This window comes from Micromonospora zingiberis, from assembly GCF_004331455.1.
Taxonomy (GTDB): Bacteria; Actinomycetota; Actinomycetes; order Mycobacteriales; family Micromonosporaceae; genus Micromonospora; species Micromonospora zingiberis.
Genome location: NZ_SJJR01000024.1, coordinates 1 through 26,150 on the forward strand (window position 1 = coordinate 1; position 26,150 = coordinate 26,150).

General features: G+C 68.8%; 25 protein-coding genes. 17 read left to right on the forward strand and 8 right to left on the reverse strand.

The window, feature by feature from the left end; genetic code table 11:
• Positions 1–389: 389 nt before the first annotated feature.
• The 3 genes from E0H26_RS25180 to E0H26_RS25190 are packed head-to-tail and all read left to right on the forward strand — an operon-like array spanning position 390 to position 2,611.
• Positions 390–1,853 carry an amidase gene (locus E0H26_RS25180; RefSeq protein WP_131307924.1) on the forward strand — a complete coding sequence of 488 codons (1,464 nt, stop codon included), beginning with the start codon at positions 390–392 and terminating at the stop codon, positions 1,851–1,853.
• Positions 1,854–1,899: 46 nt separating this feature from the next.
• Positions 1,900–2,211: an aa3-type cytochrome oxidase subunit CtaJ gene (gene ctaJ, locus E0H26_RS25185; protein WP_476703382.1), complete on the forward strand. Its 312-nt coding sequence runs from the start codon at positions 1,900–1,902 to the stop codon at positions 2,209–2,211.
• Positions 2,198–2,611: a DUF5130 family protein gene (locus E0H26_RS25190; protein ID WP_131307926.1), complete on the forward strand. Its 414-nt coding sequence runs from the start codon at positions 2,198–2,200 to the stop codon at positions 2,609–2,611. The genes ctaJ and E0H26_RS25190 overlap by 14 nt, the downstream gene beginning before the upstream one ends.
• A 128-nt stretch (positions 2,612–2,739) precedes the next feature.
• On the opposite strand, the gene pepN is transcribed toward E0H26_RS25190, so the two are convergent.
• Positions 2,740–5,289 carry an aminopeptidase N gene (gene pepN / locus E0H26_RS25195; protein ID WP_131308082.1) on the reverse strand — a complete coding sequence of 850 codons (2,550 nt, stop codon included), beginning with the start codon at positions 5,287–5,289 and terminating at the stop codon, positions 2,740–2,742.
• Positions 5,290–5,486: 197 nt separating this feature from the next.
• Between pepN and E0H26_RS25200 the strand changes: the two genes are divergently transcribed.
• The 3 genes from E0H26_RS25200 (at position 5,487) to E0H26_RS25210 (ending at position 8,795) form a co-directional block, all read left to right on the forward strand.
• Positions 5,487–6,128: a mycothiol-dependent nitroreductase Rv2466c family protein gene (locus E0H26_RS25200; RefSeq protein ID WP_420812883.1), complete on the forward strand. Its 642-nt coding sequence runs from the start codon at positions 5,487–5,489 to the stop codon at positions 6,126–6,128.
• An 867-nt stretch (positions 6,129–6,995) separates the two neighbouring features.
• Entirely contained in the window at positions 6,996–8,201 is a 1,206-nt protein-coding gene (locus E0H26_RS25205) for a DUF1015 family protein (protein ID WP_131307928.1), read from the forward strand.
• 126 nt (positions 8,202–8,327) lie between these two features.
• Positions 8,328–8,795 carry a ribose-5-phosphate isomerase gene (locus E0H26_RS25210; protein WP_131307930.1) on the forward strand — a complete coding sequence of 156 codons (468 nt, stop codon included), beginning with the start codon at positions 8,328–8,330 and terminating at the stop codon, positions 8,793–8,795.
• 129 nt (positions 8,796–8,924) lie between these two features.
• Here the strand turns inward: E0H26_RS25210 and E0H26_RS25215 are convergent, their stop codons facing one another.
• Positions 8,925–9,248: a hypothetical protein gene (locus tag E0H26_RS25215; protein WP_131307932.1), complete on the reverse strand. Its 324-nt coding sequence runs from the start codon at positions 9,246–9,248 to the stop codon at positions 8,925–8,927.
• A 102-nt stretch (positions 9,249–9,350) separates the two neighbouring features.
• A complete protein-coding gene (locus E0H26_RS25220; protein WP_131307934.1) occupies positions 9,351–10,583 on the reverse strand; it encodes a GNAT family N-acetyltransferase in 1,233 nt (410 codons plus the stop codon).
• A 111-nt stretch (positions 10,584–10,694) separates the two neighbouring features.
• Here E0H26_RS25220 and E0H26_RS25225 point away from each other — a divergent pair, with 111 nt between their 5' ends.
• Positions 10,695–11,234, forward strand: coding sequence for a hypothetical protein (locus tag E0H26_RS25225; protein ID WP_131307936.1), 540 nt, complete (start codon positions 10,695–10,697; stop codon positions 11,232–11,234).
• 183 nt (positions 11,235–11,417) lie between these two features.
• Here E0H26_RS25225 and E0H26_RS25230 read toward each other — a convergent pair whose 3' ends face one another.
• Both E0H26_RS25230 and E0H26_RS25235 read right to left on the reverse strand, forming a co-directional pair.
• Positions 11,418–12,623 (reverse strand): S8 family peptidase, encoded by a 1,206-nt coding sequence (locus tag E0H26_RS25230; RefSeq protein WP_131307938.1) that lies wholly within the window; start codon positions 12,621–12,623, stop codon positions 11,418–11,420.
• A gap of 125 nt (positions 12,624–12,748) precedes the next feature.
• A complete protein-coding gene (locus tag E0H26_RS25235) occupies positions 12,749–13,426 on the reverse strand; it encodes a DUF1028 domain-containing protein (protein WP_131307940.1) in 678 nt (225 codons plus the stop codon).
• Positions 13,427–14,099: 673 nt separating this feature from the next.
• Between E0H26_RS25235 and E0H26_RS25245 the strand changes: the two genes are divergently transcribed.
• The 5 genes from E0H26_RS25245 (at position 14,100) to E0H26_RS25270 (ending at position 19,185) form a co-directional block, all read left to right on the forward strand.
• Complete coding sequence (locus E0H26_RS25245; protein WP_131307944.1) at positions 14,100–14,885, forward strand: YiiX/YebB-like N1pC/P60 family cysteine hydrolase; 786 nt, start codon at positions 14,100–14,102, stop codon at positions 14,883–14,885.
• A gap of 69 nt (positions 14,886–14,954) precedes the next feature.
• Positions 14,955–16,184: a hypothetical protein gene (locus E0H26_RS25250; RefSeq protein ID WP_131307946.1), complete on the forward strand. Its 1,230-nt coding sequence runs from the start codon at positions 14,955–14,957 to the stop codon at positions 16,182–16,184.
• 692 nt (positions 16,185–16,876) lie between these two features.
• Entirely contained in the window at positions 16,877–17,074 is a 198-nt protein-coding gene (locus E0H26_RS25255; protein WP_131307948.1) for a hypothetical protein, read from the forward strand.
• On the forward strand, positions 17,071–17,475 hold the full coding sequence (locus E0H26_RS25260) for a type II toxin-antitoxin system VapC family toxin (RefSeq protein WP_131307950.1): 405 nt from the start codon (positions 17,071–17,073) through the stop codon (positions 17,473–17,475). Before E0H26_RS25255 ends, E0H26_RS25260 begins: the two co-directional genes overlap by 4 nt.
• A gap of 840 nt (positions 17,476–18,315) precedes the next feature.
• Positions 18,316–19,185, forward strand: coding sequence for a hypothetical protein (locus tag E0H26_RS25270; RefSeq protein WP_131307954.1), 870 nt, complete (start codon positions 18,316–18,318; stop codon positions 19,183–19,185).
• A 105-nt stretch (positions 19,186–19,290) separates the two neighbouring features.
• On the opposite strand, the gene E0H26_RS25275 is transcribed toward E0H26_RS25270, so the two are convergent.
• Positions 19,291–20,679: an AbiJ-related protein gene (locus tag E0H26_RS25275; protein WP_131307956.1), complete on the reverse strand. Its 1,389-nt coding sequence runs from the start codon at positions 20,677–20,679 to the stop codon at positions 19,291–19,293.
• Between the two features lie 164 nt (positions 20,680–20,843).
• Here E0H26_RS25275 and E0H26_RS25280 point away from each other — a divergent pair, with 164 nt between their 5' ends.
• The 3 genes from E0H26_RS25280 to E0H26_RS25290 all read left to right on the forward strand — a co-directional run bounded on the left by E0H26_RS25280 (position 20,844) and on the right by E0H26_RS25290 (position 22,979).
• Positions 20,844–21,482 carry a hypothetical protein gene (locus tag E0H26_RS25280; RefSeq protein WP_131307958.1) on the forward strand — a complete coding sequence of 213 codons (639 nt, stop codon included), beginning with the start codon at positions 20,844–20,846 and terminating at the stop codon, positions 21,480–21,482.
• Positions 21,421–22,014 (forward strand): hypothetical protein, encoded by a 594-nt coding sequence (locus tag E0H26_RS25285; protein ID WP_131307960.1) that lies wholly within the window; start codon positions 21,421–21,423, stop codon positions 22,012–22,014. Before E0H26_RS25280 ends, E0H26_RS25285 begins: the two co-directional genes overlap by 62 nt.
• Positions 22,015–22,139: 125 nt before the next feature.
• Positions 22,140–22,979 carry a phospholipase D-like domain-containing protein gene (locus tag E0H26_RS25290; RefSeq protein ID WP_131307962.1) on the forward strand — a complete coding sequence of 280 codons (840 nt, stop codon included), beginning with the start codon at positions 22,140–22,142 and terminating at the stop codon, positions 22,977–22,979.
• Positions 22,980–23,554: 575 nt separating this feature from the next.
• On the opposite strand, the gene E0H26_RS25295 is transcribed toward E0H26_RS25290, so the two are convergent.
• Entirely contained in the window at positions 23,555–24,214 is a 660-nt protein-coding gene (locus E0H26_RS25295; protein WP_131307964.1) for a YdcF family protein, read from the reverse strand.
• Positions 24,215–24,217: 3 nt separating this feature from the next.
• Positions 24,218–24,982: a GntR family transcriptional regulator gene (locus E0H26_RS25300; protein WP_131307966.1), complete on the reverse strand. Its 765-nt coding sequence runs from the start codon at positions 24,980–24,982 to the stop codon at positions 24,218–24,220.
• A gap of 420 nt (positions 24,983–25,402) precedes the next feature.
• Here E0H26_RS25300 and E0H26_RS25305 point away from each other — a divergent pair, with 420 nt between their 5' ends.
• A complete protein-coding gene (locus E0H26_RS25305) occupies positions 25,403–25,756 on the forward strand; it encodes a hypothetical protein (protein ID WP_240742359.1) in 354 nt (117 codons plus the stop codon).
• Positions 25,749–25,991: a hypothetical protein gene (locus E0H26_RS25310; protein WP_165521979.1), complete on the forward strand. Its 243-nt coding sequence runs from the start codon at positions 25,749–25,751 to the stop codon at positions 25,989–25,991. Before E0H26_RS25305 ends, E0H26_RS25310 begins: the two co-directional genes overlap by 8 nt.
• Positions 25,992–26,150 lie beyond the last annotated feature (159 nt).

The window sequence follows — 26,150 nt, forward strand, 5'->3', positions numbered from 1 at the left end:
CCCGCCCGCGTCACCCGCCCGCGTCACCCGCCCGCGTCACCCGCCCGCGTCACCCGCCCGCGTCACCCGCCCGCGTCACCCGCCCGCGTCACCCGCCCGCGTCACCCGCCCGCGTCACCCGCCCGCGTCACCCGCCCGCGCCCGCGCCACCCGCCACCCCTCCCGCTGCCCCCTTTGCTCTGCTTCACCGGACGCAATGCTCGTCGGTCGTTTTCGTTGCGTGGGTTGAAGCAGAGCAAAGGGCGCACTGCGAAGGGAGGACCGCCGGTCGAGCCGCTGGTCGAGGCTCGCCGTGCCGAGCCGCTGGTCGGGCCCCGCCGGCCGGAACCCGTCACCTTCGTCGGCGCGTGCCGACCGCGCCATGCCGTCACGCAGGGCAGGATGGCGGTATGGCCGAGCCGCACGACCTGACCGCGTTGGAGCAGGCCGCGGCGATCGCGCGTGGTGAGCTGTCCAGCCTGGAACTGGTCGAGCACTGCCTGCACCGCATCGATGCGCTCGGCGACACCGTCGGCGCGTTCGTCACGGTGACCGCCGACCAGGCCCGCGAGGCCGCCCAGGCCGCCGACGCGACGCCGGTCGGCGAGCGCGGGCCGCTGCACGGCGTACCGACCGCGTTCAAGGATCTGACGCTGACCGCCGGGGTACGCACCACCTTCGGCTCGGCCGCGTTCGCCGACTTCGTCCCGCCGGTCGACGCCGACGTGGTGCGGTTCATCCGGGCCGCCGGACTGGTCAGCCTCGGCAAGACCACCACCTCCGAGCTGGGTTGTTCGCTCTACTCCGAGGGGCTGGTGGCCCCGCCGGCCCGTAACCCGTGGGACCTGGCGTACACCGCGGGTGGTTCCAGCGGGGGTGCGGCGGCGGCGGTGGCGGCGGGCCTGGTGCCGGTGGCCCAGGGCTCCGACGGTGGTGGCTCGCTGCGCATCCCGGCGTCGCTGTGCGGCCTGATCGGCTACAAACCCAGCCGTGGCCTGGTCTCCAGCGGTCCGCTCGGCTTCGGCGCCTTCGGCCTGCCGACCAGCGGCCCGATCGGGCGGACGGTCGCCGACGTGGCCGCGCTGCTCGACGTCATGGCCGAGCCGGTGCCCGGCGAGCCGTACCTGCCGCCGGTACCGCCCGACGGCGGCTACCTGGGCGCGGCCCGCGCCGCCGCGCCGGGTCGGCTGCGCATCGGCCGGTTCACCGCCACGATGCTCGTCGACGAACCCGTCCACCCGGACTGCGTCGCCGCCGTGGACCGGGCCGCCGCGCTGCTCAGCGCCGCCGGCCACGAGGTGGTCGAGGTTCCACCGCCGCTCGGGCCGCAGGTCTGGCCGCTGTTCGAGACCATCTGGTACGTCCTCGCGCTCGCCCCCGTACCGCCGCAGCGGGAGCACGAGCTGCTGCCGTTGACCCGCTTCCTGCGGTCCCGGGCCGCCGGCATCTCCGCCGGCACCCTCACCGCCACCCTGGGCGAACTCCAGGCGCAGGTACGCCTGGGTGTCCGTCGTACCGCCGGCTGTGACCTGCTGCTCTGTCCGACGCTGTCGGCGCCGCAGGCCCCGGTCGGCTGGTTCACCGAGGGGCGTACGCCGGAGGAGGACTTCGACCGGCAACGCCGGTTCTCGCCGTACTGCGCGGTGTTCAACGTCACCGGCGATCCGTCCGTTTCGCTCCCGGTCGGAGTGACCGCCGAAGGGCTTCCGGTCGGGGTGCTACTCACCGGTCGGTACGGCGCCGACGCGACACTTATCGGCACAGCTGCGCAGCTGGAGCGCTCGTGTGGCCGCTGGGATCGCCACCCCGCGCTCTGGCGGAGCGTCGGCTCCGCTAACGTGAGTGGCAGCGGAGTCGGGAGGTCGCCGCGGTGACCCGTCACCCGATCCGGTCGAAGGTCTCTCTTTCCGCCTGGGGGCGTTGGGATTGTCTGTAACCGACACGTTGCTGGTCTTCGTCGGCATCCCGGCAGCCGTCGTGCTGGTGATCGCCGGCCTCGTGTACGCGGGCAGCCGAGGCGGTGGCGGTGGCGGCGCCAAGCGCTACCGGCCGGGCCGCCCGTTCAGCTTCACGCCGGTCTGGTTCCTCGGCCGGCCCGAGGAACTGGCCGACTCGGCCGGCACCGCGCTGGCTGCGGGGGCACAGGCGCCGGCGCTGACCAGCCACAAGCAGGAACAGGCCGGTGTCGAGGCGCCGGCTGGTGGAACCGGAGGCGCAAGTGACCGTTGGTGAGAAGCAGCCCGAGACCGGGACGGACACCCCGCCCGACGTACTCGACGGGCCGTTCTCGACCCGCCAGCTGCTGCGCATCGACGAGGCGCTGCGCCTGGCCGACCGGACCACCGGCCTGACCTTCTCGGTCTTCGTGGGCGGCCTCGACGAGCCGATCCGGGAGCACGCCGAGCGGCTGCACCGGCAGCTCGCCGAGCCCGAGGTCTCGGTGTTGATCGCCGTCTCGCCCAACCAGCGGCAGCTGGAGATCGTCACCGGCCGGTACGCCCGCAAGCGGGTCCCCGACACGTACGCCAAGATCGCCGCGCTGTCGATGGTGGCCGCCTTCGGCGGTGGCGATCTGGCCGGCGGCATCATCCAGGGCCTCGACCAGCTCTCCCGCTACGCCGGCAAGGGCTGACCGCTTCCCGTACGACAGAGCCCGGTCCCGCAATCTGCGGCGGCCGGGCTCTGTCGCGTCGTGGACCAGTAGAACGGCCGGTGCCGACGTGGGCTCGCACCCACGCCGGCACCGGATGACGCTGTCGGTCAGGCGCTGCGCGCGTCCCTGGCCCGCGCGGCGACGGCCCGGACCACGCCGTCGCGGCCCTCGGCCACCAGCCGGCGCAGCGGCGCCGGCTGGCCCGGCTGCGTCAGCCAGGCGTCGGTCGCCTCGACGGTGTCCTCCTCGACCAGGTACGCCGGGTACGCCAGCATCGCGAACTCCTGCGCCGGCTCGCTGTCCCGGCTGGCCCACACCTGCCCGACGGCGGCGAAGTACCGCTGCCGGTACGGCGCGATCAGCTCCACCTGCGCCGGGTGGCTGAAGCCCTGCAACAACGCCCGGTTCCGCCAGTTCGGCAGCGCCTCGGCACCGGTCAACTGGGCCCAGACGGCGGCCTTGTTCTCCTCGGTCGGCACCAGCGCGTGCGCGTACGCGGCCTCCCGCTCACCGCTGGACGTCTTGTCCTTGGCCAGCTCGGCCTCGATCTCCGGCGCACCGGCCGCGCCGTTGGCCACCAACGTCTGCAACACGCTCCACCGCAGCTCGGTGTCGATGGTCAACCCCGCCGTCACCTGCGTGCCGTCCAGCCAGCCGCGCAGCACCGCCAGGTCCTCCGGGGAGCGGGCCGCCGAGACGTACGCCCGAGCCCAGGCCAGCTGGAAGCCGCTGCCCGGCTCGGCGGCGGCGAGCGCGGTCCGCGCGGTGCGGCTCAGCTCGGCCCAGCCGGTCGGCGCCCAGGCCGGGTCGGCGTAGAAGGTCAACGCGCTGCTGACCTGGCGCAGGGTGGCGGTGACCAGGTTGATGTCCGACTCGGCGGGCAACCCGGCCAGCACCAGCGCCACGTAGTCGCGGGTGGCCAGCTCGGCGTCGCGGGTCATGTCCCACGCCGCCGTCCAGCACAGCGCCCGCGCCAGCGACGACTCGAAGCCGGCGATGTGCTGCACCACCGTGGCCATCGACCGCTCGTCCAACCGCAGCTTGGCGTAGGTCAGGTCGTCGTCGTTGAGCAGCAGCACGTCGGCGGCGGGCACGCCGACCAGCGCGGTCAGCTCGGTCAGCTCACCGTCGACGTCGACCTCCAGCCGCTGGCGGCGCACCAGCCGACCGTCGGTGAGGTCGTACAGGCCGACCCCGATCCGATGGGTACGCAGGGTCGGGTGGCCCTCCGGCACCTCCTGCCGGACCAGCACCTGCTGGTACGCGCCGTCCGCGCCGATGGTCAGCTCCGGCCGCAGGGTGTTGACCTGCGCGGTCTCCAGCCACTGCGCGGCGAACGTCCGCAGCTTGCGGCCGGACGCGGTCTCCAACTCGGAGAGCAGATCGTCGAAGGTGGCGTTGCCCCAGGCGTGCCGGGCGAAGTATGCCCGCAGACCGGCCACGAACGGCTCCTCGCCCACGTACGCGACCAACTGCTTGAGCACGCTGGCGCCCTTGGCGTACGTGATGCCGTCGAAGTTGACCTCGACCGCCTCCAGGTCCGGCATCTCGCAGTAGACCGGGTGGGTGGAGGAGAGCTGGTCCTGCCGGTAGCCCCAGTTCTTCCGAATGGACAGGAACGTCGTCCACGCCTCGGTGAACCGGGTGGCGTGCGTGTTGCACCAGTGGCTGGCCCACTCGGCGAACGACTCGTTCAGCCACAGGTCGTTCCACCAGCGCATGGTGACCAGGTCACCGAACCACATGTGGGCCATCTCGTGCAGGATCGTGTTGGCCCGCTGCTCGTACTCGAAGTCGGTGACCTGCGAGCGGAACAGGTAGTGCGACTCGGCGTGCGTGACGCAGCCGAAGTTCTCCATCGCACCGGCGTTGAAGTCGGGCACCCACAGCTGGTCGTACTTGGGCAGCGGGTAGCGCACCCCGAACTGCTCGTGGAAGAAGTCGAAGCCCTGCTTGGTGACCAGGAACAGGTCGTCGCTGTCCAGGTACTGCGCCATCGAGGTGCGGCAGAACAGGCCCAGGTCGATCCCGTCGTGGCTGTCCCGCACCTCGTGGTACGGCCCGGCACAGAGCGCGGTGATGTAGGTGCTCATCCGCGCCGACTCGGCGAAGTGGATCGTCTTGAGCCCCTCGCCCGCCGCCTCCGTACGCTCCACCGGCGAGTTGGAGATCACCTTCCAGTGCTCCGGAACGGTGGCGTGCCAGGTGTAGACGCTCTTCAGGTCCGGCTGGTCGAAGCAGGCGAACACCCGCTGCGCGTCGGCCGTCTCGAACTGGCTGTAGAGATAGGTCTCCCCGTCCACCGGGTCGACGCTGCGGTGCAGGCCCTGCCCCGAGTTGGAGTACGCGAAGTCCGCCTCGACGACCAGGGTGTTCTCCCCGGCCAGCCCGGTCAGCGTCAGTCCCTTCTCGGCGGAGAAGTCGGCCAACTCGACCGGTGTGCCGTTGAGCGTCGCCGAGCGCACCGAGTCCGCCGCCACCTCGATGAAGGTGCTCGCGCCCGGCTCGGTGCAGCGGAAGCGCACCTCGGTGATCGATCGGAAGGTGCGACCGCCCGCCGCGTGCACGGCGCTGGACAGGTCCAGATTGATGTCGTACCCCGTCACGTCGAGCAGGCGGGCCCGCTCGGTCGCCTCGACCTGTGTCAGGTTGCGCACTCCCGGCACGTTCGTCTCCATCCGTTCTCGCCGTACGCCACGGCCACATCGTCGTCGACCGCCCGTCACGGCCCGTCCGGGCCTGAGTCTTCCATGTACGACCACCCGGTGGTGGGCGAGGTCACGCACCCGATCCGAGCCCGAGCGGGCGGGCACGGAGTAAAGATCGGAGGTACACCGGAAAGCCGGTGTCATCGATGCGAAGGGACCTCACGGTGAACGAACGCGCCAGCGTCGACATGTGGTTCGACCCGATTTGCCCGTGGGCGTGGATCACGTCCCGCTGGCTGCTGGAGGTGGAGCGGGTCCGCGAGGTCGACATCCGCTTCCATGTGATGAGCCTCTCGGTACTCAACGAGGGCCGCGAGCTGCCGGAGCCGTACCAGGAGCTGATGCGTACCGGATGGGGTCCGGTACGGGTCTGCGTCGCGGTGCAGCAGCGGCACGGGGCGGCGGCGGTCGCTGCCCTCTACACCGCCCTGGGCACCCGGATTCACCTCGCCAAGCAGCAACTCGGGCCGGAGCTGTACGCCGCCGCGCTCACCGACGCCGGGCTGGATCCACAGCTCGCCGCGGCCGCCGACGACAGTGGACTCGACGCGGCCCTGCGGGAGAGCCACGAGGCGGGGATGCGCCCGGTCGGCACCGAGGTCGGCACCCCGGTCATCCACGCGCCCGGCCCGGACGGTCGGCAGGTGGCCTTCTTCGGCCCGGTGGTCACCCCCGCCCCGAAGGGCGAAGCCGCCGGTCGCCTCTGGGACGGCGTCCTGCTGGTCGCCGGCACCCCCGGCTTCTTCGAACTCAAGCGCAGCCGCGACCTCGACCCCATCTTCGACTGACCTGAAAGGAAGGGCACCTTATTAACGTCTCGTGCATAGCACGGGCCCCCTATTAACAACCGCTCGTGCTTCGCGCCCGGCGCCGCCTCCGGTGCCGGGCGCGGCGTCACCGGTGCCTTCGCGGACTCGTTTGACCAGGTGTCCGCAGAGATCCGGCGGGCCGCACCCGTGCCCGCTGGCCGTAGTCCGCCGCTCGTGGAGGCGCCAGATGGCGAAGCATCGTGCCCCGGTCGACGATCTCCGGAGTCGGGAGGAGAGAGCCGGCCGTGCCGCGTTCCGTCCGGCGACGAACCTGAGCTGGCCGACCCGGCGCCAGGACCAACCCGAGACTCGGCCCGCACCCCGCCAGGATCGCCCCGAGAGGCGGCCCGCACTCCGCCAGGACCGCCCCGAGAGTCGGCCGGCACCCCGCCAGGACCGCCCCGAGGGTTCGCCGGCCCTCAGGCAGGACGGTGACGAAGGCTGGTCGGCGGCCCGGTCGGGTGCGGGCGCGGTCGGGGGCCCGGAAGGTGAGCTTGTCGGCCATGGCGCCGGGAGTTGGCCGGCGGCCCGGCCGGGACGCTTTCTGAACACGGCTGGCGTGCTGGGTCGCAGCACGGCGGTGGGCGTGGCCCGCGTCCCGGCTACCTCCCGGTTGACGCCGCCGGGCCGGGAGATCCGCAACGAGGGCCCGCGGTCGGCGCTGACGCGCCGTCCCGCCGTGGTGCCCGCACCCGCCGGCCGACATCGCCGCGCGGCCGAGTCGGAGCGTTAACAAGGTGCCCTTGCTCTACCTCAGGCGTTAACAAGGTGCCCTTCCTTTCACCTGGTGGGCGGGGTGTGGGTCCGGCGGCGGGGCGGGGGCGGGCGACGGTAGCGTCATCGGTCATGACGGTCGTGCACCCGATCACCCGGGCCTGGATCACCACTGGCGGCACCGGAGCGCAGAACTACGACGAATTCGCCGACGACGCGGAGATCACCGCGATCATCGAGGCGAATCCGCACAGTGCCCTCGGCATCGAGATGCCGCACCGGGCTCCGGAGAGCATCGGCAAGTCCTTCCTCGACGCCCTGCCGGACGCGGTGGGCCGGCTGGCCGAGGCGAAGGCCGACGGCAGCTACACCCCCGCCGAGCAGGTGGTGGTGCTGTACCGGATCACCGCGCCCGGCGAGGAACCGGCGTACGGCCTCTTCGCCATGGTCGACACCGATCAGATCTCCACCCGGGCCGACGAGCCGGGCCTGGTCATCCGCAACGAGGACGTCTTCATCGCCAAGGTGCGCGAGCGGGTCGCCCTGGCCGAGGCGCTGGGTCACCTGCTCTCGCCCGTACTGCTGTTGCAGACCGGGCGCGGTGACGAACTGCACGCCGCGCTCGCCACGGCCACCGACGCGGCCGGCGCGCCCGCCGCGACCGACATCGACCAGGCCGGGCGTACGCACGCCATCTGGCTGCTCGCCCCCGGTCCGGAACAGGACGAGCTGACCGCGCTCGCCGGCGGTGGCGAACTGGTCGTCGCCGACGGCAACCACCGCAGCCTGGCCGCCCAGACCGGTGGCCTGCCCCGGTTCCTGGCGGTGGTCACCACACCCGCCTCGGTGGCCATCCAGCCGTACAACCGTCTGGTCAGCGAGCTGCCGACCACGCCTGCGGAACTGCTCGACCGGCTGCGCGCCGCCGGTGCGCAGCTCACCGACCTCGACGGCCCGGCCCAGGTCCCGGCGGCCGGCGGCACCGTCGTGCTCCAGCTTCCCGGTCAGGCGTACGCGGTGACGCTGCCGCACACCGGCGCGGGCCGGTTGGAGAACCTCGACCATGCCCTGGTCGAGCGGCTGCTGCTGCGGGACGCCCTCGGGCTCGACCCCGGCGACAAGCGGATCACCTACGTCGGTGGCGACTACCCGGCGAGCTGGCTGACCGGTGAGGTCGAGGCGGGGCGGGCCGAGTTGGCGGTCCTCATCGCGCCGGTGACCGTGGACGACTTCGTCGCGGTGAACCTGGCCCGGGAGAAGATGCCGCGCAAGAGCACCTGGTTCACCCCGAAGGCGCGCGGCGGCCTGGTGGTCGCCGAGCTGCCGGACCCGGCCTGACGGTGCCGGGCCGCCGGTGCGGCTGCCAGGTGTGACGTGATGCTCGCCACGGTGGGGCGTGGCGTCCGTCCCGCCCGGCACCGCCCCGGCGGTGCCCGGTCGGGCGGGCCTGACAGACTGCGCGGTATGCGCGTCTACCTGGGATCCGATCACGCCGGTTTCGAGCTGAAGGTGCACCTGGCCAACCACCTCGCCAAGCAGGGCTACGAGGTGGTCGACGTCGGCCCGCACGCCTTCGACCCGGACGACGACTACCCGGCTTTCTGCCTGCACGCCGGTACCCGGGTGGTGGCCGACCCGGGCAGCCTGGGTGTGGTCATCGGTGGCTCGGGTAACGGCGAGCAGATCGCCGCGAACAAGGTCACGGGGGTTCGCGCGGCACTCGCCTGGAGCGTCGAGACGGCCCAGCTTGGCCGGCAGCACAACGACGCCAACGTGGTCGCGGTCGGCGCCCGTCAGCACACTCTCGACGAGGCCACCGCCATCGTCGAGGCGTTCCTGACCACCGCCTTCTCCGGCAGCGAGCGGCACGCCCGCCGGATCGCCCAGGTCGCCGAGTACGAGCAGACCCGGCAGCTGCCCGACCTGCCCTGACCGTCCAGAAGTCGTCGGATACCTCGATCCGGGATCGACTGGTGACCGACCGGTATGCCACTCGATCCCAGATCGGGCATGCTCCGGCGCCGGAGCCGGGGGGACGAACGACCCAGGCGGGTGGTCGGGTCAGCGGCGGGGCAGGTCGTCGCGGGGGGTCCAGTTCCGGCGGACGATGACCATCTCGGCCTCGGCCGCGGCGAGGTCCTCGTCGGTGGGGCGGGCGGCGTCCCGCGCCCGCATGGCCGCTGTCACGCTCACCTGTGACGAGCCGGAGCCGACCAGTCCGCGTAGCCCCCGCTCGCCTTCCTCGGCGCCGCCGTTGCGCCGTCCGCGTGGCGGTTCACCGCCGTCGTGCACGCCGGCCGTGGCCGCCGTGGGGCCCGGGTCGGCGGCGCTCTGCGGCCCGCCCTGGTGCCGGTGCCGTCGCCGCCGTCGTCCCTCGTCCGCCACCCCCCGACCCTACCCGGGCCGACGGGTGTCGATCACGGCCTTGTCCGGCCCGGCCGCACCGTCGATGCGTGACGGTGGGCGGACCGGTCGTCGGGGCGCGGGTCAGAAGATCTCCAGCGCCGAGGGGGCGCGGTGCCAGGTGACGGCGGGGTCGGCGGTGGCCAGGGCGCCGGGCCGCAGCTCGCGTAGCCGGCCGGTGTCGGCGAGTGCGGTCGGGGTGGCGCCGCCGAGGAACAGTTCGCCGAGGCAGCTCACGTCGCAGGCCAGGTCGGCCGGGCCGGTCGCCGGTACGCAGCTCGCGGTTTTCGGGCCGCCCTGGAGCCGCCACCGGCCGGTGTTCTCCGGCAGCAGGCTGTCGGTCACCTCGACGACCATGTCGATGTCGGTGGCGTACCGCCGGGCGGCCAGGGCGGCCGGCACGTCGACCACGCGTACCCACAGCGCGTCGACCAGCCGTGGACCGAGCCGGCGTGGCTCGTCGACCAGCCGCAGCAGCGGCTCGTCCACGGCCGCCCGCAGGAAGGACACCTGCCGGGTCAGGTCGATCGACAGCAGCATCCGCCAGATCGCCCGGTATCCCGCCGCGCTGCTCGTCACCACCTCGTCGACGCTGGTCAGGCTCTTCGGGCCGGCGCCGTCCCAGTCGGCCTTGGTGCGGAACAGGCCGTACCCGTCGATGCCGTCGGGGCCCTCGTGCAGCACGACCCGCCGTTCGGTCGCGCCGCCACGCTGGGCCTCCGGATCGACAAGTACGTAGCGCCACCACCGGTCGTCGCGGGCGGACCAGCCGGGACGGCCGGCGCGCACCTGGTCGTACACCCGGGCGAGATCGGCCCGGCGCGCTGCCGGACGGTCCAGGCGTAGCCGGCCCTCGTCGGCGGTCGGCGGCGGCAGCCGCAATTCGTTGGTGTCACCGGTGATCTGGAGGCGTTGCGCGGCCAGGCCGTAGCCGAAGCGGGGGTAGATTCGGCCCTCGCTGGCCCAGAGCACCGCGACCGGTTCCCGGCGGGCCTCGTGGATCTCGCGGAGTTGCCGGCGCATCAGCGCGGTGAGCAGGCCGCGCCGCCGGTGCGTGGGGGCCACCCCGACCATGCTGACGTGCGCCGCGGGCACCGCGCTGCCGGGGATACCCAGCTCCCGGGTGAAGGCGGCGGCCGTGCCGACCAACTCGGCACCGTCGCGTACGACCAGGGCGCGCTCCGGTTCGAAGATCGCGCGTTCGGTCTCGTGTGCCTCGGGTTCGAGGCTGTGGTGGAACAGGAAGTTCAGGAACCGCCCCATCTCGTCGAAGTCTTCGGCGCGGGCGGTCTCGATCGGCAGGGGAGTGGTGGTCACCGGTCGTGTCTATCCGATCGACGCGGGTGGAGCGACCCATTTGTCGGCTGGCTACCCTCGGAGTGTCCAGCGGCGACCGAGTTCGCCGCCGGCCCAGGGGGAGGGAACGACATGGCCGACCAGACGCAGCCGTGGGCGGAGCGGACCGTGGAGGTGCCGCCGCAGCCCGATGCGGACATACCGTCGCAGCGTGACCCGTATCGGCGTGGGGTGGCCTCGGTCGGCTCGACGGCACCGCGTACCGAGCCGTTTCCGGTGGTGGACCAGGTGCCGACGGGCACCGGCTGGCCGGGTGAGCCCGCACCGCGCCGGCCGTTGAGCTGGCACATGGCGCAACTGCGCAAGGGTGGCGAGTGGAGCGCCGCGGGCGCGCTGTTCGCCTTCGTCTGCTGGGGGATCTGGGCGATCTCCGGCGGTGGCGACCTCGCCGGGCCGTTTCTGATCTTCGTGTTGAGTCTGCTGGTGGCGGCCGGCCTCTTCGCGCTGGCCCGGCTGCTGGGCCGGGTGGTGCTGGAGCGGCAACTGGGCCGGGTACGGCGCAGTGCGCGCGGCGCCCACCTGGTCACCGCGATCTTCCTGACCGGGCTGGGTGTCGCCTACCTGCAACAGACCCAGTGGATCATGGACGCCTGGAACTGGCTGACCACCTGAGTCGGGTCGCCGGGCGGGTCGACGCACGCCGACCCGCCCGGCGGGACCGGTCGCGGCACCGCGACCGAAAAGGTCGTCACTCCACCAGGACGGCGCTACATACCCGGCCGTCGCCGGTTCATCCGTGACCAGGACCGGATCGCTGCCGCAGGCCGGGTCACGGCCCGCAGCAGAGCAGCCGGGTCACGGCCCGCAGTAGAGCAGCCGGTTCGCGGTGGCGCTGGGCACCCCGCTGACCACGCCCGCGCTGGCCCGGGCGATCAGGTACGCGGCGACCTGGGCGGGGCTCCAGGTGGGGTTGGTCTGGAGGACGAGGGCGGCGCAGCCGGCGACATGTGCGGCGGCCATCGATCCGCCGCTGAGCGTCGCCGTCGCCGTGTCGCTGGTGTGCCAGGTCGAGGTGATGTTCGCTCCCGGCGCGTACAGGTCCAGGCAGGAACCGTAGTTGCCGGACGGTGAGCGGGCATCGGTGGCGGTGGTGCCGGCGACGGTGAGCGCGGCCGGGACCCGGGCGGGCGAGGTGTTGCAGGCGTTGGTGTTCGAGCTGCCGGCGGTCACCACGTAGGTCACGCCCGTGTTGATCGAGTTCGTCACCGCCGCGTCCAGTGCGCTGCTCGCCGCACCGCCGAGCGCCAGCAGCGCCACCGCCGGCCGCACCGCGTTGGCGGTCACCCAGTTGATCCCGGCGATCACCTGGGCGGTGCTGGCGCTGCCCGCGCAGTTGAGCACCCGCACCGGGTGCAGCCGGACCTGCTTGGCCACCCCGTGCAGGGTGCCGCCGACGGTGCCGGCCAGGTGGGTGCCGTGCCCGTTGCAGTCGTCCGCCGGCAGGCCGTCGACCAGGTCGACACCGGTGCCGACCCGACCGCCGAAGTCACTGTGGGTGCCCCGGATGCCGGTGTCGATGACGTACGCGTGCACGTCCGGTGCGGTGTTCGGGTACGCGTACCGGCCGTCGAGGGGCAGGTACCGCTGGTCGATCCGGTCCAGTCCCCAGGACGGCGGGTTGTACTGCACCCCCGACGTGGTCACGGTGATGGTCCGGTTCTGCTCGACGTAGGCGACCGCCGGGTCGGCGGCGAGCCGGCGGGCGGCCCGCTCGGGTAGCCGTACCTCGAAGCCGGACAGGGCGGCGGCGAAGATCCGCTCGATCCGGCCGCCGTACCGGGTGGCCAGCCGCTGCGTGGTGACCTCGGTCGGCTGGTCCTTGAGCACCACGACGTAGCTGTCGACGACGGCGGTCGGGGCGTCGGCGTACCGGATCTCGCCGGTGGCGGGCGCGGCGGTGGCGGGCCCGCCGGTGAGGGCGACCACGACGGCGGTGAGCAGGAGGGCGAGCGGCCCGCGGATGGCGGCCGGGCCTCGCCGGTACGGACGGGGGAGTGGCATCGGTTCCTCCTCCTGGTGGCCCCTGCGGCGGGCGGTGGCCCTCGGGCTGGGGCCTCGACGGTTCCCAGGATGGTACCGATATATCCAAGACCATAGATGAAATCGGTTCGCTCGGAACCGGGGCGCTAGCCGAGCACCTCGCGGGCGGCGGCGCCCATCGGGTCGTCCCGGGTGGGCAGCTGCCGGACGGCCAGCGCCATCTCCTCGTGGAAGACGTCGTACAGCCGGCGCAGTTCCTTCGCCGGATGATCGTGGTCGTCGACCCGCAGATCCCACAGCGGGTACGGCTGTTCGCCGATCACCGTGACGGTCGCCGACCGCGCTCCGTGCCGGTCGCCGCCGGCATCCTCGCCCAGTTCGATGGCGCGCAGCAGCCGCTCGGCCAACTCCTGCCCCGCGCTGGCCTCGAACCCCCGGACGATCTCGTCGAGCGGCTCCGGGCCCACCAACCGGTTGCCCTGCGCCGCGTAGCCGGCACCGATGCGATGACCGGACCAGTCGAGGGTGCGGGCGCCGGTGAAGGCGTACGCCCGCCCCTGGCGGTCCACCATGCCGGCCTGGCGTACCTCCCGACCCGGATCGCGGGCCAGCAACTCCGCCAGCACCTGCTGCGGCGAGCGCCCCTGCGCCAGCAACGGCAGCCCGTCGTAGGCCAGGAACGGATTGTGTAGTGCCTGGGTGGCCACGGCACCGCCATCGTGCTGGACGTGCGCCACCAGCTTCCCCACGCCGGGTTTGGCGGTCAGCGCCGCCACCCCCAGCTGGCCGGTACGCCGACATCGGGCAACGAGCGAGAAGGTCACGGCCGCTCCTTACCCCCGGGCCCGGCCGCCGAATCGCGGACCTGCCACCGGACCCGTACGGTAAGTGCTCGGCGCGGGCGTTGGCTACGGCACGGAGCGGGACGGTGCCGACCCGCAAGCTCCGGTACGGTCCGCCAGATCAACCCTGCGTCGAGGCGGACCGCCAACACCCGAGCCCTCGGGAACCTCGCACTGATCACCGGTCTGCTGGTCTCGGCCATCACGCTGTCGACCGGCACCGGGTCGCGGGCGAACTCCTGCCAGGGCGGTGTCCGTTCGGCTAGATGATCTAGCCGAACGGCCATCCGGCGCTGCCGGCCATCAGCTGCTCTGTCGGCGGCCTCTGCCCGCTCGTGTCGGCGGCCGGACCGGGCCGTAGCCGGTCGCCCGCAGCTTCATGATCAGCATGAATGCCGCTCGCGGCCGGCGGGTCGCGCCGCTGGATGCCCCTGCCGTTGGCGTGGTTCGCCGACCACTCGACGGGCCGGTTCGCTCGCCATCTGTCCAGGTTAGATGACCATTGCTCGTTACGTCGGTCAAGTCGGCGTGATGACGGAAAGCGTCCACTGTCCAGGGTCGCCCGCCGGATGATCTTCCGTTACGGTCCCCCGCCATGAAGAATCTTGCGGGACGATCCCTGCGGTCATCCCTGGCACTGTTGACGACCCGACGCATGTTGAAGAGCCTCGCCGCCATGATCGCGGCGATCGCGATGACGCTCGCCGTCGCCGCACCGGCGCACGCGGCCGACGGCGCCGACTGGCGACTGGTCCGGCTCGTCGAACTCAACCCCGGCACCACCGAGGAGGAGATGCAGACCGCGCTGGAGGAGGCGGCGACCGAACTCGGGATCACCTACGACGAAATGCTCGACCAGGCGCTGGCGCAGGCCGACGAGGCCGTCGAGGTGGATCCGTGCCTGCCGGACGAGGACGAGCCCCTGCCTGACCCCGAGCCGGAGCCGGCAGGATTCGCCCTCGCCTGCTCCTCGACCAGCCCGGGCGTGGTCAACCTCGGCAGCGGCCGCTACAAGGGCGACATCTTCCACTCCTGGGCGCGGACGCTCAAGGTGGTCCACAACCACGTCGGCATCTACTACAACACCTCGACCGTCGTCGAGGCCCCCGGTGGCACGACGAACAGCAGGTCGGTCTCCGCGTCGACCCACCGCGTGCAGCTGCCGCTCTACAAGATGTCCGTGAGCACCACCCAGGCGAACCGTGACATCGCCGCCAACTACGCGTACAACAACCTGCGCAACAAGGCGTACGACAGCAACTTCGCCTTCAACAAGACGTCGTCGGCCACCAAGCTGAACTGCTCGGAGCTGGTCTGGCGGGCGTACAAGAAATCCACCGCCAACATCGATCTCTCCTGGTCCTGGGACCCCTTCGCCGTCTACCCGAACGACATCAAGGGTTCGTCCAAGACCGTGACGTACTACACCCGTACTTCCTGACCAGGCACATTCAGTATCGCGTGACCCCGGCGTACGGGGTCACGCGATACCCCTCTTGGAGACCACCAGATGCCCTCCCGGAAAACCCTCGCCCTCGTCGGCGTCTGCGCGCTGATCTTGTCGGCCTGCTCCGCAGAGAAGGACTCGGCCGCAGAGAACAAGCTCGAAGCGGGGGCGCTGACCGCAGCCGAGGCCCGGCTCGGCGACACCATCTTCGCCTTCTACCTCAGCCCGCAGAACAACGCCAAGACCTTCGCCGGATTCAAACGGAATCCCGCGTACGTCGTCCTCGTACAGCCGGATGGTTCCTACCGGACCGTCAAGACCGTCGGCATGGACCTGGGCCGGCTGGCCTGGTCCGACGCGGGCCTGTCCTTCGCCGACGAGGAGCAGGACTACCTGCTGCGCGCCGACGGGCTGACCACCGTCCCCAGCCCCAAGACCGATCTTCAGCAGTCCGCCTTCGCGCTCCCCGGCGGCGAGGGATTCGTGGCCGTCTACAACGAGGGATCGCCCGAGGAAGGGCGCTACACCAACCAGGTGGTGGCGACGACAGGTGCCGGGTCGGCGCGCTACCGGGTCGAGGGCAACTACTTCACCAACGCGCTGTGCGACGACACCGTCTACGGCATCTCGCAGCAGTCGGGCGCCCACTCCGCCGAGTCCGCGAGCCTGCCCGGCCTACGCTCCAAGGCCGACCCACAGCTGGAACCCGAGATGCTCGCCCGCCTCTACCCGTCGCCCGGCGACGGCCAGGAAAAGGTCATCGGCTGGCGCTCGGCGTTCGACACCGGCCCGATCGTCCACCACCTGCCGTGCGAGGACGGCGTGATCACCTTCCTCTCCGCGTACCAGGACGCCGACGGGCTGCCCCACACCGCGATCGTCAGCTGGGACACCGACACCGGGAAGTACGTCGAGCGCCGGCTGGTCGACGACAACGGCCGACCCCTCGACCGTACGGAGCTGGAAGCCATCAGCTACGACAGCGGATCGCTGCGCGACGGAAAGCTCGAATGGTTCGGCCCCGAGGGCGACATCATGGCCACCGACGTCGACACCGGCGCCACCACCCGCCGCTTCACCACCGGCTACGGCCCGCAGGGCGCCCAGGTCGCATTCACCCCAGACTCGATCTACACCCTGGGTGACCCCGTCGACCGCCAGACCCCGGTGACGTTGAAGCAGTTCGACCGCACCACCGGCGAGACCCTCACCTCGTTCACCCTCGACGGCATCAGCGAACGCCTCTCCCTCAGCCTCGTCATCCGCGGCGTCGCCGTACGCCCACCGGCCTAGCAAGTAAGAGCGGCCGGCAATTGGTGGTGGTGACGCAGCGGGAGGTCGAGCGGCCGGAGGCGGACGCGGCACATGCCCAGGGCCCCGTCACTGACCCCAGGCAACCATCTGGCAGGCTCGCTGCCACGCCAAGGCATCCGAGATCTTGGTACGAGGGCGCCCCTCAAGGGGCAGATTCGTACCAAGATCTTCCCTGCCCTGGGTGGCGGGCTGGCTATCAGGACGTGTCGGCCTATTGCCGGTCGCTCTAAGCCACGTGCCCCGGAACTCGTAGCCGCTCAGGCGTGCGCTCGGAACCACGCGCGATCAAGGGGAGCTGGAACAGAAGCGGCCCAGGCTCGGCAATCATGCCCCTGGTCTGGGCCGGTGGTGCTGGAGCGGGCGACGAGAATCGAACTCGCACCGTCAGTTTGGAAGATCGTTTCCGGCTGTCATGATCTGCCCGGATCGCCTGGTCGGCGGTGGTGTCGTCTTGCCCGATCATGACCGCTGTAGACCGCCTGGGGCACCGGCTACTGGCACGTGGCTGGCACGGCGGCGCGGCTGTCCGGCGGTGTGCGGCTTACCGCCCCTGGCCTGTCGGGCCGGGGGCGGCTCGCCGTGCCGCCGGCTCTCCGCGCGCCCGAGTGACGCCGGCGCCGGTGCTGACCGTGCGACAATGAGTGGCGGTGTGGTGGAGGAGGTGGGTCGTGATGTCGAGCAACGCCGAGCGGATGCCCGAGTGGCTGACCGCTGAGCACGTGCCTGCGGAGGAGTTGGCCCGCCGGCAGGGTGTGCGGCCGGTTGCCTCCGTCGATGACCTGGCCCGGCCGGACCTTTTCGAGTCCGACGAAGAGTTGGACGACTTCCTCGCCGACCTGTACGCCTCCCGGCGGGCCAGCGCCGCGTGAGCCTGGTCGTCCTGGACACCGACGTCGCGTCGGCGATCCTGCGGGGTCGGCTGCATGATCGGCTTCGTGCCCGGCTGGCCGGTAAGACCCTGTGCATCACGTTCGTCACGCTCGGAGAATTGACCAAGTGGACCGTGCTGCGGAGCTGGGGGCCGCGCAAGCTGGCCGACCTCGCGCAGTGGCGATCCGGCGTGGTGCTGCTGCCCTTCGATGAGGCGGTGGCGACGACCTGGGGCCAGCTCCAGGCGAGGGCGCAGCATCGGGGGCGTCCCCGTCCGACGAACGACTCCTGGATCGCGGCCTGCTGCCTGGTCGACCGGCTGCCGCTGGCAACCTTCAACGGCAAGGACTACGCCGACTTCGCCGAGTACGACGGCCTACGCCTGTTCGACGTCTCGTAGCTTCGCCAGACCCGGCCCGTCGGGACCGGACGGCGGTGACTGGTCCTGCCGGTCGGCAGCCGGTCGCACCTACATACCCGGTGGCAAGCCGCGGAGCGGCGCGGCAGCCGATCGCCCCGACCTCGGCGGTGGATGACCACTTCCGCGATCGTCCCTGGCCCTGACACCGACAGCCTGGAGGGCGAAGCGATGCAAGTGGGCCGGGGCCAGGGACGGCTTGGGGACAGCAGGGACGGCCGCTCCGAACTATCGTGCCGCCCATGCAATGGAACGTTTTTCTCCCACTCCCACAGATGTTCTTCGCGCTGGCCCTGTGGCTGGCTGGGCAGGCCGTCCTGTACTTCGTGATCCGGATGGCTGTGCGCCACGCCATTGAGGACGCGGATCGTCGGCGAGCATCACAGCAACTCGGGTAAGTCGTAGAGCCCCGCCCCGCCGGCCGATGCCGGCCGCAGGCCGCCAGCAGGCCGAGTGGGGCGGGGCTGCACCGCGCGAGCGCGGTGCCTTGATCCTATTGAGAACGTTTCGGCAGTGGTGACGACCTACACGACCTAGACGTGGTCGTCGTCAACCGGACCGGAGACAGCAGATTCCGGCCTCGTGACCACTCGACAGCTTGTAAGTTCTGGGCGCACCGTCCGGCGCGATCCATTCACGTCTGCCACCTCGGGCGACTGTCCGTGCCCGACCGCAGGTGGCTGGCCTCGTCCCGGATCGTTGCTGTCACCGTAGCTGTCGACAGCCGTTGCCGGACTCCCACGCCTAAGATCAGCGGATCGTCGACCGCCGTCCGTTGCCGACGTTCACAAGCTGCAGATCGCGACGGGCCAGGGCGACGTGGTGCTGGGCCTTGACGAGGAACAACAGACCCGTGACGCTGGATTGGTGGCTGATGATTCTGCTCTAGGCACCTACGCAGTTGCGATCTCGCACGTGCGGCTTACTTGGGCCATCCAGCAACTCGCGGAGCTAGGGCCACAGCGCCTTAGCCACCTAAAAATCCGATCCGGCGAGCACCTGGCCGCGATCCTCTTGACCTCATTCTTGGCGGCACCGCCACACAAACTAGACACGGATGGCGGTGTTGATCTCCTATTCCGACTGGATCCGGACAGTCATCCAAAAGACTTTTTCGCACGCCAGCCAGCAGCAGCTTTCGAGGTCAAGTCGGTACCCGGCCCCTACAGAAGGGTCGAGGACGGAATCAATCGGACGCTCCGCAGCGGCGCAAACGCCAAGGGCATGGGTGTTGAGGTGCTGGTTGAGAGCGCCGCAGACATCCTTCGGTCAGCACTGCCGATAGTTCGGAACATCGAGGGGGTCCTCGGTCGCAAGGTTAGCGGCGACGTTTCGAGGAACGGCTTCATCATAATTCATCCATTTGACCGATTCGCCTTGGAGACTGTCGAATCGGCCTTAATGGCACCGCACCTATCGCCGCTTCCCCCAGATATACACCTGGACACCGTATGGATTCTGTGGTTCCCAGACCACTTAACCATGTGGTCACGTGAGCGTCGGGAGTGGATAGAACTGGTCTTCAACACCTACGACCCAAGTCATCTAGAAGAGTCGGACCTGTCAGTGCTACAGCAGTTCAGCTCAGAATTCCTAACTATTCTTGGATACAGCGGTGGAGATCCGTACTACTTCTCATTCGAGAGCACGAGTTCGGCGGGCGGTAGCGACGCTCAGAGATCGAGTGAGTGAATCAACATGCGTTGATCACCGCTCGGCTCAGGACAACGCGCCAGTCAATCGCGGCTCCCCTCACCTTCTGGTCCCCGCATTGACAATGAGCGAATTCGGCCAGATTCATGCCGGCAGAGGCGAAACCTCCACGCCCGCGGAGCGAAATAGATCTGTGAAGAAATGCCGCAGAGTTTCTCTCGCCTGATGCCGGTCCTGCAACTCGACACTACCGAATCGGAACACCTCATAACCACTCAGCTTGAGTTCCCTGTCGGCACGCATGTTGCCGGCATACCGGGCCGGGTCCGGGTGACCGTTCCTGGCGTAGTGGTGCATGCCGTCAACCTCCAATACCACACGCAGACCATGTGGCAAGAGCATCAAGAAGTCCATGCGGAATCGCAACATTGCTTGCACTCCGCGCATGCGGACAGTCTTCGGGTCCCAGTGCAGCCACACTTCAGGCAGAAGCGCGGGCAGATCGTATACGGCAGTTCCGAACAGCTCATGATAAAGGTCATACAACAGCCTCTGCGGCGGCGATTCTGCGGGAAGGCTGCTTCGCAACCGCTTGTAGAGCGTCGACTTCGCTTCGGCATCGCTTCGCAGGTTACGCGTCTCCTTCCACCACACCTGCAGGTCACGCCATCGGACCCCGTCCGCGCCAAGCGGGCGGTCATATACCAGCACGTCCTCGGCGTTACCGACAATCTCGATGTCGTTGTTGACGGCATCAACGATCCGAATGTCTGGCTTGGACCGCGAGGCGAAAACGATATTCTTCGGACGCTTGGAGGTCGCCGTCTTCGTAGATACTAAGAAGAACACCGGATAACCGCCGTCCGTGCCGGCTTCCCGCAGCTCGACACTTTCCGTTCGTAAGTGTCGATTCATCGTTGTAGCGATGTGCCGCTGGGCCGCCTCGTCGGGCACTACGTCAGCGGACGTCATCCCTTCGAGGAACAACGAAAACCGCCTATCGGACGCCTCGAAGACACCGAGGCTCTCGAATAGTTCCTCGGTCGACCAGTCCCCGGGATTGTCGAACACGTGTCGGTGGATGCGTGTACGCAGGTTCGACCCGTCATTCAGAAGCGCGGCGAAGGGGTTGTCGTCCAGTACCCATAGACTGTCCAGAAGGGCCTCGAATCTTCGAGCGCCGTGAACCAGGTACTCCAAGTCAAGATCCCGTGCGATCTCACGCCGAACCCGCTTGGAGATCGGAAGGGGATGTGCAGCTGCCCACAACACGTCCTGGATCCCGTTCCGGGTCCGCACGTCAAGGTGCTCGTACACCAGAACCCGTTCGGCGAGCTGAGGCAAGCCAACGTCGGGCAACGCCAGGAAGCTGCTGCGGGCCCGCTCGTACTTCGAGCCCTCACTCACCGGTGTCGGCAGCCCGAGCTGCTTGCAAGCATCAGCAAGGGCCTTGTGAGTATTCGACTCACTGATCATCGAGGGCACGAATCCCAGGATCTCCCGCAGTGTCGCCAGGTCTGGTCCGGTCGCCATTGGAGGATTGTGGCAGAGCGAGGCGCGTCGTACCGACGTCCACTGGCAGCGGGCCAAAGACCCGCGTCGTTGGGTTTACTTCGTGGCGATCTAGACTTATATGCCCCGATATCCGCCAGATAATGGGCGTCTTAACCGCCCTCGCTGTGAGGCATAATCCTGTCGTGGTGATGTTGTGTGCGACTCCGCCTGCTACGCCGGGTGGCGCTGGTTGGCAGGAATGGATCCCGGCATGCTCAGCTCTGATCGCAGCAGCAGCCCTCATCGTTTCGATCTTGAATCGACGAACGGCAAACAAGGCGCTTCGCCTGTCGTTGGCCCAAGAGGACCGGCGCATTGCGCGATTGGATCTGCAGCTAATGGAGCAGATCAGCTTTCGCCCAAGGGGCGCGGATTATCGCTGGGTTCTAGCCCAGGTGCTAATTATCAATCGCAGCGACCGTGACGGTTCGATCGTTAAGGCCGAGTTGAGGGTTGGGTATCTAACAAATGCGGGCGCGAGATTAGATGTCCACCTCCCTCATGCATCTCTACGTGAATCTGATCCAATTAAGCCAGACGTTGAGTCCATAAAGCTTCCCGCGCTAATTAAGGCAAACGATGCGATATCAGGTTGGCTCAGCTTTAAGGTCAAAAATGAGTTGACCAATGATCGGCGGGTTGAAGAATATCTTGTGCTCGTCCATGACAGTCGCGGACCAGTCGAATCTAGTCCCATCTGGGCCATGCGGGAGATAGTCGATGAAGAAGATCAAGCAGCGGAACCCCTTGAAGCCAACCAGGGTCGAGAAGATCTCACTTGACCTCCGTCTTCCAATTGTTGCTGATGGAGCACTTGCAGGCCCCCAAGTGGAAGGCTCCCTGGTTCCGGTTCTCATAGTTGACACAACGCGGCGCCCGGAGATCGAGGAGCTGATTCGGGTCCACCAGTTCGTTCCGAACGGAGACATAACATCTCAATGGGGCATTGTGGAGAAGCAACCCGATATGGTGGGCCTCATGCTGGACTTTCATCGGCCAGTTAGAGCGCGTGCGGTCCTAACATTTAGCATCGAGGACGAGGCGATTCTGGTCGAATCAGCCTTGACGGCCAAGGCTGTCTACCTTCAGTCGGGCAGTGCAGGTGACATCTTTAGCCAAAATCTTGATAATCCTAGGATTCTGATTGAGGTCCCAGCCGAGGACTTCCGGCCGAAGTGGGACCAGGTCTTCCTTCGAAGAATGACTGACGTGCTGCGAAGGAAAAACGCTATCACTGAGAAGGAGGCTGGAAGGCACGCGCAGGAACTCATCCGACAGCTCAAGCGGTTTACCAACTTCCGGCTACCCAGGTAACCGGCTAACCAACTAGAAGTCGCCCGCTTAACCGGTCCGCTGAATCGTCGGCGGCTTGAAGTGGAACGTTGTGGTCTGACCTCAAAGCCACAGAAGCATGACGTGCAGATTCTTAGGATGTTTTCATGGCCAGTCAAGATGTGGCTCGCCCCACGGGCACTCGAAGCCTCTCGGCGCATCAACGATTCGTGCGATGGTCGGAGTCGCGCGCTTGGGCTAATGGCTCTATAGCTTTTGGCTCGGTTATTGCAAACCTCGTGCAGGGAATTCGTGATTTTACTCAAGAATCGCGGCCCAATCGCGAAGAGTACTCGTGCGAACCCGTCGCGATCGGATGCGTGCCATGGATGAACAACGAGCGTCTCGTAGCGGCGCTTGCGCTGCTTCCCACATGCATCGTCATGACAAAGAATGCCAACGATCTACGAGCAGCGCACACACTTCAAGCTAACGGAATGCCACTTATTCCGGAATACCTTCCGGGTTTCGATTCCGTTGGATTCGTTGATGCCCATGGCCGTCGGCCGATTATGACACCCTATGGTCTTACCGGCCCGAGCCTGGAAGAACTTGGTCCGGTTCGCCTCGCCGGCTGGAGGAGTGACAGGGCCGCTCCACTCCTGCATGCCAAAATGTTGCTCCTTGCGGATGCACACCGATGGGAGACTGAGTGGGGTGATCGTTGGGAACTGCGACCCCGACGGGCATGGTTGGGCTCAGCGAACTGGACCCACGCGGCAGAAAGTGACCATCTCGAATTTGGTTTGTGGACAGACGAGCTGCTGCTTGTTAAGGAGGTTTCAGAGTTTCTCCTCGATCTACTAATGTTTTCCGAGCCTCTCGATACGACTGCGGACGAGCCTAGCCCCGATCTCGCTGACGCCGAGTGGGACCATGCAGCGTTTCATGAGGCGATGGCGGCCATGCGGGAAGATGACGACCCCTATGACGACGAGCCTGAGTAACCATTTCGCCATCCCGTCTGCCGTCGACCCGCCCTTGTGAGAGCGGCCGGCCCGCCACGTCAAGCGGACCTTGACGTACGTTCGGACGCTGGCGGGTCGGGCGGCGGCCCGCTCCTCGCCCGGGTCGATGGCAGACGGGATGGCCTGCCGCAACCACCCACGGACCGTGATCCGCCGACGGAGCCCGGCCATCCTGGAGCCGGAGCGCCCCCGCCGGAGGCGCAGTAGCCGCCACCCGGCGCCGCCGCGGCCGGCGTCCGCTGCCCTACGCCGCGCGGGCTCGTGGCCGCGCGGCCCGGCCGGCTGCCGGCCCACCACACCACCTGTCAAGATCCTGTCATTCTGCGGCGGCCTACCGGGCTCCCCGCTCTCCGCGCCAGCCGCCGGGCGTGTTGCGTGGCCGGCGTGGAGCGACAGCGGAGCGACGGACGCGCGCCCAGGCGGCGGCGCGTGCGGCCCGTTCAGGGCCGCCTTGAGAGATGTACGGAAAGTCCTCCCAAACTGGCCGGCAGTCTCAGGTCAGCAGCCTGGCTGGCATTGCCTCTAGCAAGGGCGATAGTGCCGTGGGTGCCGTCTTACTGCACGAGTCGGCTGGTGTAGCCGGCGTTGACCAGGCGGGTGTAGGCGGCGCGGACCTCGTCGGGGACGTGCTGCGGGATGGCGAAGCCGAGTTCGGCGTACTTCTCGATGCGTTGGGTGTCGCCGACGAGCATGTCCATGACCTTCTTGGCGTCGCCGATGCTGGTCACGTAGTCGTCGAGTGAATGCGGGTGGGACGCGCAGATCACGTCGACTTCGGGCCAGAGTTTCTTGCAGGTAGCGTAGGCGCGACGCTGTTGGTACGGGCGGGACATGAGAACCAGGGACCGTGCCTCGATGTTGTTTGCGGCGAGCAGTGCGCGGGTGTTCTCGATGTTCTGGCCGGTGTTGGTGGCCTCGGTGTCGATGAGGATCACGTCGGCTGACACGCCGTGAGCTATGGCGTACTCCCGGTAGTGGACGGCTTCGCCCCGGGGAAAGGTGTCGATGGTGGTGGGGGCGTTGGCGCCGGTGAAGACCAGGCGCGGGTACATCCTCTGGTGGTAGAGGTCGGTGGCGACCTTGGCGACTCCGAGGTCATGGCTGCCGAGCCCGATGCCGACGTCAACAGGCCGGATCTCGTGGTGCATGTTGTGGTAGTCCCACAGGCGCTCGACGTCCGCGCGGTGCTCGGCGGGGATGCTCGGGGAAGTCATTGGTCAGTCGGGGATCTTGAAGCTGTACGACCAGGTGAAGCGGGATGCGGCGTGCACTCCGCGGGCGAACTCGACTGGTCGGCCCTCGTGGGTGTACGTGGTGCGGTGCAGGATCATCACCGGTTCTCCGGCGGGGAGCTGGAGTAGGTCGGTTTCCTCGGGCGTGGGCATGCGGGCGTGGACGGTCTCGGTCATCGTGTCGGGCTCCAAGCCTCGGGCGGTGAGGATGGCGAAGCCGCCGCCTCGGCCGGCTGGCCCTGGTGTCGGGTCAACCAGGGATGTGCCCTCCACGTCTTCGGGACGGTAGTAGCTGGTCAGCGTGTGCGTCGGTACGCCGGCCTCTTTGACCAGGCGGGCGCGTTCGTAGACGGGTGCGCCGGGCGAGAGTTCGAGCGCTGCGGCGACTTCGGCATCAGCTTCGGCCAGTCGTACCTCGTTGGTCTGGTCTCCTGGCGTCCAGGCGCGACCGGTGGCCTCGCGGTCGGCGGCGAACGCGACGAGCCCAGCTCTCCATTTGCTCTTGGCGTAGCGGTCGGTACCGAGGCGCTTCATTGCCACGCGTGGGCGGACGACGGTGCCGCGCCGACGGACGGGCGTGACCAGTCCTTCGGCTTCGAGGACCCGTACCGCCTGCCGGACGGTGTTGATGTTGACGCCGTGCTCGGCGGCGATCTCGTCCTGCTTCGGCAGGGTGCTGCCCTCGGGGTAGTCGCCGCGCTGGATGGCCTGGCGCAGGAGCGCGGCCAGATCCCGGTACCCGATGCCCACTCGCTCCTCCTAGCCATGCGCCGCGTAGGGCTATCCCTACCAGCAAGTGTGCCCAACACGCGAACATTAGAGCTAGTTCTATTGACAGGGTGACGTCGGTCGGGTCATATAGAGCTAGTTCTAATGTCTGGTTGGTGGGAGACCGTGATGCTTGGCGCTGCGGAAGTTCCGAACACGTCCGGATCATCCTTGATCCCGTCCGGTTGCACCATCCAGCCCGTCGCGCCCGGCGTGGTGCGGGTGGGGGCCTGCGCGTCCTGCGCGGGCCGGACCTGGAAGTACGTCCGCACACGGGCTGAGGTCCGCGCTATTGGGGATGGACTCCCCGCCGGTCGGAGCTTGGTCCGGCGGTCCTGCTTGGACTGTGCCGGCTCCGGTCGTACGGCGTCCTGCTGAGGCTGGCCCGGGGTGGGTGCTGGCATGGGACCGCGACCCGAACGACGGTCCCGACTGAGCCCGCCCGCCTCGGTGCCTCGCAGGCCGGAACCTCGTCCGCCGGGTGTCCCCGATCCGGGTGACCTGGTGTTCCTGGACGGTCGGGCGTCGGTGCAGTTCGGCGGGAACCGGGCACTGTGGCTGCGGGTGTCCTCGATCGGTGACCGGCCGACGTATGACGGCTGGGTGTGGCTCACCGGCTACGCCATCGACCCGTCCACCGGGGAGGCGTTGGCGCGGCGGGAGGTCTTCGCGCAGATCGCCGGCCTTCAGATCAACCCCCAACCTGCCGGCCCGTCGGGAACGGCACGGCGGACGACGAGGAGGCGTGGTGTTTGACCTACGGGTACGACTCGGCGCGGTGCTGCGCATCGAGGCGGCCGACCGCTACCGGCCCGCCGACGGGCCGGTGATGCTCCGGGTCACCGGGGTCCGTCTGGTGCGCAACCGGCCCGAGTGGGAGGAGTGGATCTGGGTCGAGGGCACCAAGGTCACCCCACGCCACCAGCGCGGCGAACGCACCCAAGTCCTCGTACCTACGCGGTTTTTCGCACCGAAGGGTGAGACGCGGTGACCACGTACCTGTCGGGGGCGGTGCGGGACCAGTTGCGGGCCGCGCAGTCGCAGCTTGACCGGCACACCCAGTCGAGCGCGGACGGGCGTTGTCCTGCCTGCCGGGTAGATGGTCCGTGTCCGCAGCGGCGAGCGGCGTTGCGGGTGTTCGGCCGGTACG

Coding starts and splice junctions, on each gene's coding strand:
- E0H26_RS25205 (WP_131307928.1), top strand. CDS start 6,996: ATGACGGTCGTGCACCCGATCACCCGGGCCTGGATCACCACTGGCGGC.
- E0H26_RS25305 (WP_240742359.1), top strand. CDS start 25,403: ATGGGACCGCGACCCGAACGACGGTCCCGACTGAGCCCGCCCGCCTCG.
- E0H26_RS25200 (WP_420812883.1), top strand. CDS start 5,487: ATGCGAAGGGACCTCACGGTGAACGAACGCGCCAGCGTCGACATGTGG.
- E0H26_RS25180 (WP_131307924.1), top strand. CDS start 390: ATGGCCGAGCCGCACGACCTGACCGCGTTGGAGCAGGCCGCGGCGATC.
- E0H26_RS25275 (WP_131307956.1), bottom strand. CDS start 20,679: ATGGCGACCGGACCAGACCTGGCGACACTGCGGGAGATCCTGGGATTC.
- E0H26_RS25250 (WP_131307946.1), top strand. CDS start 14,955: ATGCCCTCCCGGAAAACCCTCGCCCTCGTCGGCGTCTGCGCGCTGATC.
- E0H26_RS25290 (WP_131307962.1), top strand. CDS start 22,140: ATGGCCAGTCAAGATGTGGCTCGCCCCACGGGCACTCGAAGCCTCTCG.
- E0H26_RS25285 (WP_131307960.1), top strand. CDS start 21,421: ATGAAGAAGATCAAGCAGCGGAACCCCTTGAAGCCAACCAGGGTCGAG.
- E0H26_RS25295 (WP_131307964.1), bottom strand. CDS start 24,214: ATGACTTCCCCGAGCATCCCCGCCGAGCACCGCGCGGACGTCGAGCGC.
- E0H26_RS25230 (WP_131307938.1), bottom strand. CDS start 12,623: ATGCCACTCCCCCGTCCGTACCGGCGAGGCCCGGCCGCCATCCGCGGG.
- E0H26_RS25245 (WP_131307944.1), top strand. CDS start 14,100: ATGTTGAAGAGCCTCGCCGCCATGATCGCGGCGATCGCGATGACGCTC.
- E0H26_RS25210 (WP_131307930.1), top strand. CDS start 8,328: ATGCGCGTCTACCTGGGATCCGATCACGCCGGTTTCGAGCTGAAGGTG.
- E0H26_RS25255 (WP_131307948.1), top strand. CDS start 16,877: ATGTCGAGCAACGCCGAGCGGATGCCCGAGTGGCTGACCGCTGAGCAC.
- E0H26_RS25225 (WP_131307936.1), top strand. CDS start 10,695: ATGGCCGACCAGACGCAGCCGTGGGCGGAGCGGACCGTGGAGGTGCCG.